The organism is Amycolatopsis sp. NPDC114484 (assembly GCF_055633755.1).
In genome coordinates this window covers 42,419-57,009 of record NZ_JBVKDQ010000012.1, presented here as the reverse complement: position 1 = coordinate 57,009, position 14,591 = coordinate 42,419, and the positions used below count along the sequence as shown (strand labels likewise).

Sequence of the window (14,591 nt, the reverse complement as noted above, 5' to 3'; positions counted from 1 at the left end):
CGAAACCACGGCCCGGCGTGTGCCGGATCGTCATACTGGGGGCGAGAAGAGGGTGGAGGCGGATGACAGCGCGCGCGACGTTCGGGGCGGAACTGCGGCGGCTGCGCGTTTCGGCCGGGCTGTCGCTCACCGATCTGGCCGGGCGGGTGCATTACAGCAAGGGGTACCTGAGCAAAGTCGAAACCGGCCTTGCTGCCCCGAATTCCGCACTCGCAGCCTTGTGTGAATCCGAATTCGGTACTCCGGGAGCCCTTACTTCGCTGGTTCCCGCGGAAACCGGGAAACGTCGAACCCGGCCGGACGTCCGCCCGTCCGGCCTTCCCCCGGTGACCGCCGATTTCGCCGGCCGCGACGAGGAATCCCAGGCCGTGCGGGGGATTCTCGAGTCCGACGGCGGCGTATGCGTGATTTCGGGGATGGGCGGCGCGGGGAAAACGGCGCTGGCGGTGCGGTGCGCGTACCGGCTCGAACCGTCTTTCGCCGACGGGATTCTCTTTCTGGACCTGCGCGGCACCTCCGGCGACCCGGTCGCTCCCGCCGACGCGCACGACCGGCTGCTGCGGATCCTGGAGGTGCCCGCAGAACGGATCCCGGCCGATCCCGGCGACCGCGCCGCGCTCTTCCGCACCTGCCTGCGCGGCCGGAGTTTCCTGCTGGTGCTGGACAACGCGGGCAGCACCGGGCAGGTGCGTCCGCTGCTGCCCGCCGAACCGAAATGCCGCGTCGTGATCACCAGCCGCTCCCGGCTGCCCGCATTGGACGAAGCCGAGCACGTCTCGCTGGGGGTTCTCCCCTCCGCCTCCGCCACCGCGCTGGTCGCGGCTTTGACCGGCGCGACCTCCGGTGCCGCACTGCGGATCGCCGACCGCTGCGGCCGTCTCCCGCTGGCGATCCGCATCGCCGCGGCCCGCCTGCGCGCCCACCCGGCGTGGGATGTCGCGGAACTGGAGCGCCGCCTGGCCGACGAGACCCGCCGGCTGGGCGAACTGGACGACGGCGAACGAAGCCTCGCCGCCGCGTTCCGCTTGTCCGTCCGCCAGCTGGACCAGCCGGAGGCCCGGCTGTTCCGCCTGCTCGCCCTGCACCCCGGACCGGATTTCGACAGCACCGCGGCGCAAGCGCTCGGCTCCCTGGACGCACTCTCGGCGGAGCGTCTGCTGGACCGCCTGCACCAGGCGTACCTGCTCACCCAGCCGGAACTGGGCCGGTACGGTTTCCATGACCTGGTAAGGGTTTTCGCCGCCTCCGAAGCGGCCGACGAGGACGCTTTCCGCCGCCTGGCCGATTTCTCGGTCGCGACCGCGGAACGCGCCGACCAGATGCTGAGCGGCCCGCGGTACCGCCCGGAGGTGACCTACCCGCCAGGGCTGCCGGAGGTGGAGTTCCCGGACCAGGACAGCGCGATCGCCTGGTTCCGCGCCGAATGGCCGAACCTGGTCGCGCTCTGCCGCCGGGCGGGGGAGACGGACCGATGCTGGCAACTGGCGTTCTTTCTGCGCGGTTTCTTCTACCTGACCAAACTGTGGGACCCGTGGATCGCGACGCACCGCTGGGCGCGCGCCGCCGCCGAGGCGGTCGGCAATCGCTGGGCCGCCGCCACGACCACAGCGAACCTGGGCATCGCCCATGTCGACCGCGGCGATCTGGACGAGGCTTCCCGTTGCTACCGCCAGGCTTTGGCGGAGTACCGGCAAATCGGCGACCGCCACGGCGAAGCGACCGCGCTGGCGCATTCCGCCTGGGCGGAGCACTACCGAGGCAACCACGAACAAGCCCTGCGGGACTTGCGGTCCGCAGCCGATTTCTACGACCTGACCGGCAACCGGCGCAGCGGTGCCATCACGATGCGGGGCGTCGCACTGGTCCTGACCGCACTGAGCCGCCCCGCTGAAGCTGCCCGGCTGGTCGAGGAAACCTTGGCGGTGTTTGAGGAACTGGGGCTGGAACTGGACGTCGTGATGGGATTGAACTGCCTCGGCTGGGCGAGGTTCCGCCTGGGGGACCACCCGGGAGCCGAGTCGGCTTACCGGGAAGCCGCGGCCCGCGCGGAGTCCTGCGGGAGCACCCATGAGGCGGCGCGGGCTTACCTGGGTTTGGGGAATGTCGCTGCGGCGCAAGGGTTCGCGAGCGAGGCAGCGTCCCAATGGGAACGGGCCGAGGCCGCGCATCCTGATCTGGACCCGGTGACCGTGGGCGAGGCGGCTGTACGGGCTGAGTATCCCCGGCTCCATAGCGCGTGAGATTCCCGGACTGTGCGTGTCTTCCTGACGACCTGTTCACCCGACAAGGGAGAGACGATGCCTGACTCGACCGCGCGCAAGACGGAACCGCAGAAGCCCGGACTCGCCACCGGCCAGGGCCATACCGCCATCGCGGACGTCGTGGTGCAGAAAATCGCCGGCCTGGCCACCCGCGAGGTCCACGGAGTACACGCCCTCGGCGGTGGCGCCGCACGAGCCTTCTCGGCGATCCGGGAACGCATCCCCGGCGCGACGGCCTCCGCGGGCCAGGGTGTGTCGGTCGAGGTCGGGGAGAAGCAGGCGGCCGTCGACCTGCAGGTAGTGGTCGAATACGGAGCCTCGATCGCCGACGTGTCCCGCTCGATCCGCCGCGGCGTGGTCACCGGGGTGGAGCACATGACCGGACTGGAGGTGGTGGAGGTGAACATCGCGGTGACGGACCTGCACTTGCCGGAGGACGGGGAGGACGGCGCGGCGGAGTCCGGGCGGGTGGAGTGAGCCGGGACGCAGCCTGGGTGGGTGGACGGCTGTTTCGTCCGTTGTGGACCGCAGACGCTGGTCGTCCGGGACGGTTCGTGCTTTGTTTCGTCGCACTGGGGTCGTGACGCGCCGGTAGCTGGCGCGATTGTCGCGTCGGACGGTTGCCCTTGGCTGTCCCTTGCCTCCGCCGGGAGCTGGCCCCGACCCTGACGTCGGGCAGCAAACAGGGAAACTCCCGCGACACCGAGACGTACGCCCGCAGTGTGCCCGCCGTCTCTGCCCGGTGCGGTCGGGGTTTCGGGCCGGGTGGCGGCGTGCTGGGATGGGCGGATGGGATCGTCGCCCGAGCCGGTTGAGCAGTTGCCTCGCGTGGCGGGGTTCCGGGCGCTGATGTTCGCCTTGCCGCCGGTCGGGAGGCGGTGGTCGGCTGGGTTGCGGGCCGCGGCGGCGGTGGCCGTTCCGGGGATCGCGCTGGTGCTGGCGGGTGCGTCGGCCTCGGCGTTGTTCGTCACGCTCGGGACGTTCGCGGTCTTGTACGGCGAGGGGAGGCCGTACCGGGTTCGTGCGGGCGTTGTGGCGACAGCTGGTGCCGGACTGCTCGCGGCGGCTGCGTTGGGTGCTTCGGTGGGGACTGTGGTTCCGCCGGGGCCGGTGCCGGTGCCGGTGCTGGTGGTTTCGGTGGTCGCGGTGTTGGCGACGTACGTCGTCGACGCATTGCGGCTTGGGCCGCCGGGGCCGTTGTTCTTCGCGCTCGTTTGCGCGGGTGCGCAGGCGGCGGTCGAGGCGGGAGCCCGGCCGTGGGTGGTGCTGGGGTGCGCCGCGGCGGGAGTCGGATCGTCGGTCGTGGTGTCGATGGCCGGGGTGCTGGCGGACCGGACCAAGCCGGAACGGACCGCTGTCGAACGTGCGGTGCGGGCGGTCGACGCGTTCGTCTCGGCGGAGCGGAAGACGGCTGAGGCTCGGCATGCTGCCGGTGCCGCGGTGTCCGCGGCGTGGACCGCGCTGCACGACGCGGGACATCCGCGCCGGGGCACGAAGCCGGATCTGGTGGCGGCGTTGCTTGCCGCCCACCGGCGGTTCGCGGACGCTTCGCCGGGCGAGTCCGTCGAGTTGCCGCCGGGGAAGCTGCCGTTGCCGCGACCGAGCGTCGGGTACCGGTTGCGGCGGGCGGTTCCGTTGCGCTCGCATGCCGCGCTGACGGCGTTGCGGGTTGGCGCGGGTTGCGTGGTCGCTGGGGAACTGGCGGTGGCAGTCGGGTTTGGACGGCCGCATTGGGCGGTGCTGAGTGCGTTGGTGGTGCTGCAGCAGGGATTGGACCGGAGGCGGGCGAATGTGCGTGCGCTGCACCGGTTTGTCGGGACCGCGGCCGGGCTGGTGCTGTTCGGGTTCGTGATGATGGTCGCGCCGTCCGGAATCGTGCTGATCTTGATCCTGGCGGTGCTGCAGTTCTGCGTGGAACTGGTGGTGCCGCGGAATTACGCGGTGGCGACGGTGGTCATCACGCCGCTCGCGCTGCTGGCCGCCGGAGTGGCGAGCCTGCCGGGCCCGGTATGGCCCGCCGTGGCGGACCGCTTCGCCCAGACGGCGATCGGGGTCGCGGTGGCGGTGGTCGTGCAGTACGCGGTGGTGCCGCGGGCGCATCGGAAGACGTTGGCCTGGACCGGATCTCGCGTCCGTGCCGCCGCCCGCGCGGTTCTGGCCGGCGCGCCGGTTCCGCGGGCGGCTGCGCGCCGGGACCTCCAGTTCGAACTGGAAGGCGCGACCCGGGCGGGGGTGGATTCGGCGCACAACGAACCCGGTTGGGCCGCTGGGCGTTGGCCCGCCCACGCCGCCCTGGTCCACGACGGCTACGACCTGCTCCAGGCCTGCTGGTCCGCGCCGGACGGCGGGTTGCGGGACGTGGAACGGTGGAGGAGCGCGTTCGGCCGGTGAGGCTGGGACCGCCCGCCTGCTCGCCAGCTCGCTCGCTTGCGTGCCCGCTCGCCTGGCCGCCAGACTGCCGCCTGCCCGCCAGACTGCAGCCAGCCAGCTCGCCAGCTCGCCAGCCAGACTGCCCGTCCGCTCGCCCGCCAGCCAGCCAGACTGCCCGCCAGCCCGCCAGCCCGCCAGCCAGACTGCCCGTCCGCTCGCCCGCTAGCCCGCTCGCGTGCCTGCTCGCCCGTCCGCACGCATGCACGCCCCGCCCAGCCGCCCGCCCGCCCAGCCGCCCGGCCGAGTGGTGGTTCGGCCGGGCGGTGGTTCGGGGTGCTCGATGCGTTGTGCTCGGTGTGAGTGCCCGTGCCTGACTCGCGAACAGCGGATGCTCGCCCGGCTCGGGGGATGCCCAGCGAGTTCGGCCAGCGGACACGCCTGCGAGATTTCCTGCGGACGGTGGACGCAGTCCAGGGCGGCGCGAACGTTGGCGAGTGTCCTGGCCTTGGTCGAAGCCCGGTTGCCGAGCACCCACCTCCGAGACGAGCGCCTCGAGGCCTGGCCGCGCACCGGTCATCAGCACAGGCTCCGAGCCGCCGCTCCAGCGAGCAAGGCCCCCGGCTACCGAGGACGCAGGGCCGCCTCGATCTCCTCCTGGTCCGTGTCCCCGCCGGGGGCGATCGTCAGCGGGCCAGCGACGTCCAGCAATCCCGGATGCCGGACCGTCCAGCTCAGCACCGGCAGCGAGTCCTTCGTGAGGTCGTGCGCGGACGTCACGGTGACCCCGGGCGTCGGGCCGCACGTGACCAGGTCCGCGGACGGGCCGCGGCCGTCGCTGTGGCAGAAGGCGGCTCGGCCGTCGGCGGACAGCGCCAGCAGCGCTGGCGTGCCGTCGGCGGTGACGGTCGGCAGGACGTGGTCGTAGCCGGCCAGCCAGCGCATCACCAGCCGGTGCACGCGTCGGCCGCGGATGGTGGTCATTGCCGCGACGTAGGTGCGGGCGACGGCGTCCAGCCGTTCCGGGTCCATGGGCCTCAGGCCACCTCCTCCGTTTGCTCCGCGCGGGTCGACCGGACGAACCACGCCCCGGCCACCGCGGCCAAGCCGATGCAGCCGGCGACGACGAAGGCCATCTGCAGGCCGTTGGCATCAGGACTGACGGCGGCGTGGTCGGCACTGCTGAGGGTCGCGACGCTGACGAACACCGCGGTGCCCAGCGCGCCGGCGACCTGCTGGAGCGTGGACAGGATCGCGCTGCCGTGCGAGTAGAGGTGGTCGGGCAGCGCCGACAGCGATTCGGTCATCAGCGGCGTCATCATCAGGCCGAGGCCGGCCATCAGGACGATGTGGATGCCGATCACCGCGATCAGCGGCGAATCCGGGCTCAGCAACGAGAAAAGCCACAGCGAGACCGTCATCGCGAGCGCACCCGGCAGCACCAGCGGACGCGCGCCGACCCGGTCGAACAGCGCGCCGACCGGACGGCCGAGCAAGCCCAGCACCAGACCGCCGGGCAGGACGGCCAGGCCGCTGACGAACGTGGACTTGTGCAGCACGGTCTGCAGATACAGCGGCAGCAGGATCGCGCCCACGCCGATCAGGCACATGAACAGCAACGCGCTGAGCCCCAGCGCGACGACGAAACTGCGGTGGGTGAACGGCCGCAGATCGAGCAGCGCGCGGTCGCGTCGCTGCAGGCGGAGCTGCCGCCAGCCGAACACCGCCAGCGAGACCGCGCCGACGACGATCGGCAGCCACGGCGGCATCAGTGCCGTCTCGGCGGATTCCCCCGCTGACGACAGGCCGTACAGCACTCCGCCGAAACCGACGGCGGACAGGAGCACGGAGAGGACGTCGAGCGGAACCGGCCGGGTTTCGCTGTCGATCCGCAGCTGCAGCATTCCGGTGACCAGGGCCGCCAGCGACAGCGGCAGCACGATGAAGAACATCCACCGCCAGCCGAGCGACGACAGCACCGCGCCGCCGATCGTCGGGCCGATGGCGGGCGCGACCGCGATGACGATGCTGATCGTGCCCATCGTCGCGCCGCGGCGCTGCGCCGGCACGAGCCGCATGACAGTGGTCATCAGCAGCGGGATCATCACCGCGGTGCCGCACGCCTGCACGACCCGGCCCACCATCAGCAAGCCGAACCCTGGCGAGACACCGCACAGCAGCGTGCCGAGGCTGAACGAGGCGAGCGAGAAGACGAACACCTGCCGCGGCGTGAACCGTTCGAGCAGGAACCCGGTCGTCGGGATCACCACGGCCATGGTGAGCAGGAACCCGCTGGTGAGCCACTGGATCGTGGTGGTCGGCACCGACAGGTCGACGGTGAGGTCGCGCAGCGCGACGCTCAGGATGGTCTCGTTGAGGATCATCACGAACGCCGACAGCACGAGGACGCCGATCAGCAGCCCGGGCTTGGCGGGCGGCCGCCCCGGGGCCTCCGCGGCGGGGGACGAGACGCCGCTCATGGGCGCACCTCGCCTGCGGTCGCGCGGACGGATTCACGGGTCGCGAGCCGGGCGGCGGCGCCTCGGGCGCTCGCGAAGGCGACGGGGGCGGGGCCGGCGGCACGAACGAAGCGGGCATCGGCCGACGGACGGCCGGGGACTGTCGGGCGGCTGCCGGGGAAAGCTCTGCGCGCGGCTTCACCGGCCGCAGCGGACGGAGTAGGGGACTGCTGGATCTTCACCCGGCCAGGATACGGATGAGCACCGACAAAACCGGCGTCCTTTTCCTCCCGCGGCCCGCGGCAGTGCGGGGAACCGCTCTTCGGCCAGCGGCGGAAAAAGCGGCCCGACCAGCGGCCGGACGGTTGCTGGCGAGACCAATGAGAGAATCTCGTTCCCGCGCCAGGCGCGCTCCACCGCGGAGCCGCAGCGCCGGGACAAGCGCGCCCGCGGCCAGGCGGGAATCCGGTCAGGAGAACGAGGTCCTCCGCCGGGAAACGCCGTCCGCGCCCTCGCCGCGAGACGGAAACCTCACGGATTCATCGCCAGCACCAGGAATCCCGCCAGCAGCACCAAATGCACCCCGCCCTGAAGCCGCGTCGCCCGCCCGGGCACCACCGTCAGCACACTGACCACCACGGTGAGCGCGAGCAGCACGATGTGCGTCGGCCCGAGACCCAGCAACAGCGGGCCTTTCAGCCACACCGAGGCGAGCGCGATGACCGGAATCGTCAGGCCGATGCTGGCGATCGCGGACCCGTACGCGAGGTTGAGACTGATCTGCATCCGGTCGCGCCGGGCCGCGCGGACCGCCGCGAGCGTTTCCGGGGCCAGGATCAGCAGCGCGATCACCACGCCGACGAACGACTGCGGCAGCCCGGCCGCCCGCACGCCCGCCTCGATCGCCGGGGATTCGACCTTCGCCAGGCCGACCACGGTGACCAATGCGATCAGCAGCAGGCCGAGGCTCACCAAGGTCTTCTGCAGGCTTGGCGGCTCCGCGTGCTCTTCCTCGCGGGTCTCGCCGTCGGCGTCGACCGGGAGGAAGAAGTCGCGGTGCCGGACGGTCTGCGTCATCACGAAAGTGGCGTACAGGACCAGCGACGCACCGGCCGCGAAAGCCAGCTGCGGCGCGGAGAACGCCGGGCCGGGAGTGCTCGCGGTGAATGTCGGAAGAACGAGGCTCAGCGTCGCCAGCGTGCCGACCGTCGCCAGCGCCGCGCCGCTGCCTTCGGGATTGAACCGGGTTTCCCCGTACCGGCGCGCGCCCACGAACAGCGACAGCCCGACGATGCCGTTGGTGGTGATCATCACGGCGGCGAACACTGTGTCGCGCGCCAGCGTGTCGGCGTTGTCGCCGCCGGAAGCCATCATCGTGACGATCAGCGCGACTTCGATCACCGTCACCGCGACCGCGAGCACCAGCGAGCCGTACGGTTCGCCGACCCGGTGCGCGACCACCTCGGCGTGGTGCACCGCGGCGAGAACCGTGCCCGCCAGCGCGATCGCCACCAGCGCGACCGGCACCGGACCCAGCGTGCGGCCCCAGGTGAGCGCCAGCAGGACCAGGGCGACCAACGGCAGCAAAGTGGTCCAGGACAACAGATAACCGCGGACGCTCGCCATGCGCACACCCTGGCATACCGGACCCTTCGTCGCCTGGGACGCCGTCCGCCCGGGGGAGTGTCGCGTCCGAAATGGACACTGCCGGTCGCGCCGCCCGGCGCGAAGTTCACTCGTTCGGCCTAGCGGATGCAGGGTTCCGCAGGTCGGCGGCGGGGTACGCGCGGCGCACAGGGGTGGTCGGCGCGAAAGGAGCCGGAGATGACCCGCGAAACGAGGATGGCCGGCCGCGCGATGCCGGCAGGCGGCGACGGCGCGGAGTATTCGTTCTGGCGCGAGCACACGCACATCAATCTGAGCCCGGTGGCCGCACCGTCGATCCTGGGCCTCGCCGGGTTCGCGGTGTCGACGTTCATGGTGGCGGCCAACCTGGCCGGCTGGTTCGGCGACAGCACGACGACGCCCCTGCTGCTGGCCCCGTTCGCGTTCGCTTTCGGCGGCGTCGCGCAGTTCCTCGCCGGGATGTGGTCCTACCGGGCCCGCGACGCGCTCGCCACCGTCATTCACGGCGCGTGGGGCGCGTTCTGGATCGGCTACGGGATTTACCAGCTGTTCGTCGGTCTCGGCGGGGTGCCCTCGACGACGGCGAGCCCGGTCGCGGCGGCCGCGATCGGCTTCTGGTTCATCGGGCTCGCGGCGATCACCTGGACCGCCGCGCTCGCCGCGCTGGCGGAAAGCCTGGTGCTCTGCGCGCTGCTCGCGGTCCTCGCCGCCGGGGCGACGCTGCTGGCGATCGGCCTGATCGGCGACGTCGGCGTCGTGCGCACGATCGCCGCGTACTTCCTGCTCGCGTCCGCGGTGCTGGCCTGGTACGCGTGCAGCGCGATGGTGCTCGAAGCGGCGCACCACCGGGTGATCCTGCCGATGGGCGTGCGCGCGCCGCAGCCCGCCCGGACCACCACAGTGCCGTTGCACCAGGCGATCCAGTTCGATCACGGCGAGCCGGGAATCAAGGCCGGGCAGTAGCCCGGCGAGGAGGTGACCACGGATGAAGATGAGCATGGCGCTCACCGCGTTGACGCCGCGGGACCGGAAGCTGCGGGAAAGCAGGCTGCCGCTCACCGCCGAGTTCCTGGCCGGGGCGTGGCTGGTGTTCGCGGCTTTCGCGTACAGCTACTCCTTCACGCTCTCCGCGACGGCCGGATTCTGGAACAGCCTCGTGTGCGGGATCGTCGTGGCGGCGGTCGCGCTGGTCCGGTTCGGTCTGCCGGAACGGGCGCGCTGGCTGGGCCTGGTCAACGTCGTGATCGGGCTCTGGCTCATCGCCGCGCCGTTCGCCTTCGGCTACCCGGTCGACGGCCATCGCGACGCCTTGCGCACGAATGCGCTGATCGTCGGCGTCCTGCTGGCGATTTTCGCCGTCATCTCGGTGACCGTCGCCTACCGCAGGCATTCCGGCGATTTCCAGGAGTAGGAAAAGGAAGAGCGATGTACTGGCCAGTGCTGGCGGTGCTGGGGATCGGTGTGCTCGCCTTGGGCGGCGCGGGATTGCGTGCGCTCAAGGCGGGCCCGCCGGCCCGGAAGGAGACCCTCGTCGGCGCCTGGCTGGTGGCGCTTCGGGCGTGGTGTGGTGGGCGTCCGCACCCGCTGCCGGGGCGGTGTTCCTCGTGATCGGCGCGGCGGTCGTGTTCGGCGCGGCACTGGCGAACGGACAGCTGCCGTCCCGCTGAAAAAGCCGGGTTTGCCGCGGGCAGCGGCCGGTTACCCGTCTCGGATGAGGGCCGGGCTGCCTTCGGCTGCCCGGCGATCGTCGGGTGCGCGGGAGGCCGGTCATGACGCAGCTGAAGCCGCAGCCAGTGGTGATCGCCGAAGCGCCCCGCCGCGGCAAAAAGGGCTCGGTGCTGCTGGGCGTCCTGCGCACCACCGACCACAAACAGATCGGACTGCTCTATCTGGGGACGTCGTTCGCCTTCTTTCTCGTCGGCGGCGCGATGGCGCTGCTGATGCGCGGCGAACTGGCCCAGCCGGGGCTGCAATTCCTGTCGCAGGAGCAGTACAATCAGCTGTTCACCATGCACGGCACGATCATGTTGCTGCTGTACGCGACGCCGAATGTGTTCGGCTTCGCCAATTTCGTGCTGCCGCTGCAGATCGGCTCGCCGGACGTGGCGTTTCCCCGGTTGAACGCGTTTTCCTACTGGTTGTACCTTTTCGGCGGATTGATCGTGCTGAGCGCGTTCCTCACGCCGGCCGGGGCCCCGGACTTCGGCTGGACCGCCTACACGCCGTTGTCCGACGCGGTGCACAGCCCCGGCGTCGGCGGCGATCTGTGGATCATGGGCCTGATCGTGTCCGGTCTCGGAACCATTCTCGGCGCGGTCAACATGACGACCACGATCCTGTGCCTGCGCGCGCCGGGAATGACCATGTTCCGGATGCCGCTTTTCACCTGGAACATCCTGTTCACCGGGATTCTCGTGCTGATCGCGTTCCCGATCCTCACCGCCGCGCTGTTCGCGCTGGAGGCCGACCGGAGGCTCGGCGCGCACGTTTTCGACCCCGCCAGCGGCGGCGCGATCCTCTGGCAGCATCTGTTCTGGTTCTTCGGCCATCCCGAGGTGTACATCGTCGCGCTGCCGTATTTCGGGATCGTCACCGAAATCATTCCGGTGTTCAGCCGGAAACCGCTCTACGGATACCGGCTGATGGTGTTCGCGACGGTCGGCATCACCGGGCTTTCCGCGACAGTGTGGGCGCACCACATGTTCGCCACCGGCGCGGTGCTGCTGCCGTTCTTCTCGATCATGACGTTCCTGATCGCGGTGCCGACCGGGCTGAAGTTCTTCAACTGGATCGGCACGATGTGGAAGGGGACGCTGTCGTTCGAATCGCCGATGCTGTGGTCGGTCGGATTCCTGGTCACGTTCCTGCTCGGCGGCCTGACCGGCGTGCTGCTCGCCGCGCCCGCGCTGGACTTCCATATCACCGACACGTATTTCGTGGTCGCGCACTTCCACTACGTGCTGTTCGGCACGATCGTGTTCGCCACGTTCGCCGGGATCTACTTCTGGTTCCCGAAGATGACCGGCCGGATGCTCGACGAATCGCTCGCGAAATGGCACTTCTGGACCACGTTCATCGGCTTCCACACGACGTTCCTGGTGCAGCACTGGCTCGGCTCGGAAGGGATGCCGAGGCGGTACGCGGACTACCTGCGCAGCGACGGATTCACCTTGCTGAACACGATTTCCACGATCGGCGCGTTCGTTCTCGGCGCCTCGGTGCTGCCGTTCGTCTGGAATGTGGTGAAGAGCTACCGGTACGGCGAGCGGGTCGCAGTGGACGACCCGTGGGGCTTCGGCAATTCCCTGGAATGGGCCACGTCCTGCCCGCCGCCGCGGCACAATTTCACCGAATTGCCGCGGATCCGCTCCGAACGGCCCGCTTTCGAACTGCACTACCCGGAGGCGGTGCAGCGGATGCGGGACGAGCAGCACATCCACTGGGGACGGCGGTCGCGGGAGAAATCGGACGCCTGATCAGGGCTGGAACCCCTTGACCAGGGCGCGGAGCCCGGCGGCGAACCACTGGTCGTAGTACTCGGCGGCGGCGGAATCGACCGGCTTCGGCGGCGAGCCGACTTGGGCGAGCGCGTGGCCGAGGGTGTAGACGCCGATGGACTGCAACGCGAGCAGCGCGGTTTCCCGCGCGATGCCGTCCGCGGCGAACCGGTCGAGCACGCCCGCGAGCAGCGGCGTCACCGTGTCGACGTCGACTGGATGGGTGCCCAGCAGCGGAACCGCGTGCGGATGGCTGAGCAGCATCGCGCGGTACGCCTCGGCGAACCCGGTCGCCGCTTCCGGCCAGGACGCCCTGGGCGCGAGGTCGGCGAGCGCGGTGGTGACCAGGCGGTTGACGACCGCCGCGAGCACGGCGTCGCGGTGCGGAACGTGGCGGTACAAGGACATCGCCGCCACGCCGAGGCGAGAGCCGAGCGCTCGCATGGTCAGGGCGTCGAGGCCGTCGTCGTCGATGAGGCCGATCGCCGCCGTGACGATGTCCTCGGCGCTGACCTGCGGCGGACGGCCCGGCCGGCGGCGCGGCGTGTCGTTCACGCGGTCAGCGTGGCAGCCGGGGTCGTGCCGGACATGACCAGGGTGAGCAGTCCGACGACCAGGTGCTGGACGTCCGGGACGACGTCGTGCCCGGCGGCCGGCAGGATTTTCCAGGTGCGCGCGTAGTCGCGGGCGCAGACCTCGCGCTGGGCGGCCGAGCTGATCCCGAAATACGGCAGCCACCAGCTGATCACGTGCCCGGCGAGGATCAGCGCGCACAACGCCAGCGCCGCGATCGACGACCACGGCCGGTGCAGTGCCACGCCCGCGGCGATCAGCAGCGGGAACGGGTAAACGGGTAGTTGACCGCGGCGGCGAGCAGGCGCGGGCGGAGGTTGCCCGGGGAGAGGTCGTTGAGCGGGAACATCGGCGCCCATTCGGTGAGGCCGAGCCAGGCGAGCCACAGCAGGGGGACGGCGATCGGGATCAAGGCGACTCCCCGGGTCTCGCATGCGTACGACGTAAGCTTACAAGGTACGCAAATTAGCCCGCGCCACAATCGCCCGGTCGGGAACCTGGATCAGCTCTGCTGGCGGCGGAATTCGTCCAGCACCCGGCGCTCCCGCTTCGTCGGGCGCCCCGCGCCGCGCTCGCGCCGGGCGACCGGGATCGCCGCTTCCGGCGGCGGCTTCGGGGTGCGGTCGATGAGGCAGGTGGCCGCGACCGCCGCGCCGACGCGCTTCTGGATCACCTGCACGACCTCGACCACCCGGGTCGTCGTCCCGATCCGGGCGCGGACCTCGTCGCCGGGAACGACCGTCGTCGCGGGTTTCGCCGGGCGGTCGTTCACGCGCACGTGCCCGCCGCGGCAGGCGGCGGCGGCGTCGGCGCGCGTCTTGGTCAGCCGGACCGCCCAGAGCCAGCGGTCGATCCGCGTCGATTCCATGCGTCCATCATGGCGCGTCCCATTGCCAGCGCAGGCCGAGGATCCCCGGGGTGACCGCGGCCGACATGACGTGCGCGGGAAGGCCCTGGGTGATCGGCAGTTCGGCGACGGTCGTCTCCGGCCCGGCGGGGGAGTCGAGCCGGTAGGCGTGGCAGGCCCGCGGCTCGTGACCGGGCGCGAAGTGCAGTTCCAGCAGGTGTTCGTGCACGGCGTTGCGGAACCGGCGCTCGTACGACCAGTCCGGGCGGTCGTCGGTGAACTCGAACTCGTACTCGGCGATCGCGGTTTCGCCCCGGTCCAGTCCTCGGCCGAGGACGAGTTCGGCCACCGTGAACCCCTCCTCGACGAGGGTTTCCGTGCGCCCGGGCGAGCAGTAGCGGGTGCGCACCAGCTTGGGCGGGCAGCCGGGGCCGACGCCGTGCGCGGTGACCAGCCGGATGTGCGTGTCGTCCTCCGTCGCGCGGAGCACCTCGCGCACTTCCAGCCGGAGCAGCCGCCGGTCCGGGCCCACGTGCACGGCCTCGTGCAGGCTGACGACCACCAGCGACGTCCGGTACGCCGTCTCGAACGAGTTCAGCACCCGCAGCACGGCGCCCCGCCGTCCCCACAGCCGTTCCCAGCGCACGACGGGAACCGGCGGCGGCTCGGGGGCGCGCTCGATCAGCCCGGTCAGCGAACCCGGCGGCAGATCGAGCACGCCCTCGAGAATCCGCACCGCGACGCGCGAGCGGGCACGGGCGGGCACGGTGCGGCCGGTCCGCCAGTAGCTGAGCGTGGTGGTGCTGACCGCCGCGCCCGCCGCGGCGAGCCGGTCGCGCAGCCGGTCGAGGCCGAGCCCGCTGCGGTCGATGGCCAGCGTCAGGGCGCGGCTGAACGGCCCGTCCGCCAACGCGTCGGCGAGCCGGTCCGGCTGGGTGCCGGGACCTGTCGAGAACACCTG

15 protein-coding genes are annotated in these 14,591 nt (G+C 71.1%); 7 read left to right on the top strand and 8 right to left on the bottom strand.

The genetic code is table 11. The features are described 5' to 3' along the window. Positions 1-62: 62 nt before the first annotated feature. The 3 genes from ACZ7SW_RS27175 to ACZ7SW_RS27165 all read left to right on the top strand — a co-directional run bounded on the left by ACZ7SW_RS27175 (position 63) and on the right by ACZ7SW_RS27165 (position 4,652). The gene (locus ACZ7SW_RS27175) at positions 63-2,240 is read left to right on the top strand and encodes an ATP-binding protein (RefSeq protein ID WP_470233182.1); all 2,178 of its coding nucleotides are present in this window, start codon (positions 63-65) and stop codon (positions 2,238-2,240) included. A 57-nt stretch (positions 2,241-2,297) separates the two neighbouring features. Next, positions 2,298-2,738, top strand: coding sequence for an Asp23/Gls24 family envelope stress response protein (locus ACZ7SW_RS27170; protein WP_470233181.1), 441 nt, complete (start codon positions 2,298-2,300; stop codon positions 2,736-2,738). 312 nt (positions 2,739-3,050) lie between these two features. Continuing rightward, positions 3,051-4,652, top strand: coding sequence for an FUSC family protein (locus tag ACZ7SW_RS27165; RefSeq protein ID WP_470233180.1), 1,602 nt, complete (start codon positions 3,051-3,053; stop codon positions 4,650-4,652). Between the two features lie 600 nt (positions 4,653-5,252). Here ACZ7SW_RS27165 and ACZ7SW_RS27160 read toward each other — a convergent pair. The 3 genes from ACZ7SW_RS27160 to ACZ7SW_RS27150 all read right to left on the bottom strand — a co-directional run bounded on the left by ACZ7SW_RS27160 (position 5,253) and on the right by ACZ7SW_RS27150 (position 8,713). Then, entirely contained in the window at positions 5,253-5,660 is a 408-nt protein-coding gene (locus ACZ7SW_RS27160; protein WP_470233179.1) for a hypothetical protein, read from the bottom strand. A gap of 5 nt (positions 5,661-5,665) precedes the next feature. Further along, positions 5,666-7,108 (bottom strand): MDR family MFS transporter, encoded by a 1,443-nt coding sequence (locus ACZ7SW_RS27155; RefSeq protein WP_470233178.1) that lies wholly within the window; start codon positions 7,106-7,108, stop codon positions 5,666-5,668. Positions 7,109-7,618: 510 nt separating this feature from the next. Further along, positions 7,619-8,713, bottom strand: coding sequence for a calcium:cation antiporter (locus ACZ7SW_RS27150; RefSeq protein ID WP_470233177.1), 1,095 nt, complete (start codon positions 8,711-8,713; stop codon positions 7,619-7,621). 198 nt (positions 8,714-8,911) lie between these two features. On the opposite strand from ACZ7SW_RS27150, the gene ACZ7SW_RS27145 reads away from it, so the two are divergent. The 4 genes from ACZ7SW_RS27145 (at position 8,912) to ctaD (ending at position 12,189) form a co-directional block, all read left to right on the top strand. Beyond that, the gene (locus ACZ7SW_RS27145; protein ID WP_470233176.1) at positions 8,912-9,676 is read left to right on the top strand and encodes an acetate uptake transporter family protein; all 765 of its coding nucleotides are present in this window, start codon (positions 8,912-8,914) and stop codon (positions 9,674-9,676) included. Between the two features lie 22 nt (positions 9,677-9,698). Then, on the top strand, positions 9,699-10,124 hold the full coding sequence (locus ACZ7SW_RS27140) for an SPW repeat domain-containing protein (RefSeq protein ID WP_470233175.1): 426 nt from the start codon (positions 9,699-9,701) through the stop codon (positions 10,122-10,124). Between the two features lie 14 nt (positions 10,125-10,138). Then, the gene (locus tag ACZ7SW_RS27135) at positions 10,139-10,321 is read left to right on the top strand and encodes a hypothetical protein (protein WP_470233174.1); all 183 of its coding nucleotides are present in this window, start codon (positions 10,139-10,141) and stop codon (positions 10,319-10,321) included. Positions 10,322-10,482: 161 nt separating this feature from the next. Further along, positions 10,483-12,189, top strand: coding sequence for an aa3-type cytochrome oxidase subunit I (ctaD, locus tag ACZ7SW_RS27130; protein WP_470233173.1), 1,707 nt, complete (start codon positions 10,483-10,485; stop codon positions 12,187-12,189). Here the strand turns inward: ctaD and ACZ7SW_RS27125 are convergent, their stop codons facing one another. The 5 genes from ACZ7SW_RS27125 to ACZ7SW_RS27105 all read right to left on the bottom strand — a co-directional run bounded on the left by ACZ7SW_RS27125 (position 12,190) and on the right by ACZ7SW_RS27105 (position 14,588). Next, positions 12,190-12,765: a TetR/AcrR family transcriptional regulator gene (locus tag ACZ7SW_RS27125; protein WP_470233172.1), complete on the bottom strand. Its 576-nt coding sequence runs from the start codon at positions 12,763-12,765 to the stop codon at positions 12,190-12,192. It abuts the gene before it with no gap. After that, positions 12,762-13,028, bottom strand: a complete 267-nt coding sequence (locus ACZ7SW_RS27120; RefSeq protein WP_470233171.1) for a hypothetical protein — start codon at positions 13,026-13,028, stop codon at positions 12,762-12,764. Before ACZ7SW_RS27120 ends, ACZ7SW_RS27125 begins: the two co-directional genes overlap by 4 nt. A gap of 11 nt (positions 13,029-13,039) precedes the next feature. Continuing rightward, positions 13,040-13,195, bottom strand: a complete 156-nt coding sequence (locus tag ACZ7SW_RS27115; protein ID WP_470233170.1) for a hypothetical protein — start codon at positions 13,193-13,195, stop codon at positions 13,040-13,042. Positions 13,196-13,285: 90 nt separating this feature from the next. After that, on the bottom strand, positions 13,286-13,651 hold the full coding sequence (locus tag ACZ7SW_RS27110; RefSeq protein ID WP_370938275.1) for an RNA-binding S4 domain-containing protein: 366 nt from the start codon (positions 13,649-13,651) through the stop codon (positions 13,286-13,288). Between the two features lie 7 nt (positions 13,652-13,658). Further along, positions 13,659-14,588 carry a hypothetical protein gene (locus ACZ7SW_RS27105; RefSeq protein WP_470233169.1) on the bottom strand — a complete coding sequence of 310 codons (930 nt, stop codon included), beginning with the start codon at positions 14,586-14,588 and terminating at the stop codon, positions 13,659-13,661. Between the last annotated feature and the right edge of the window lie 3 nt (positions 14,589-14,591).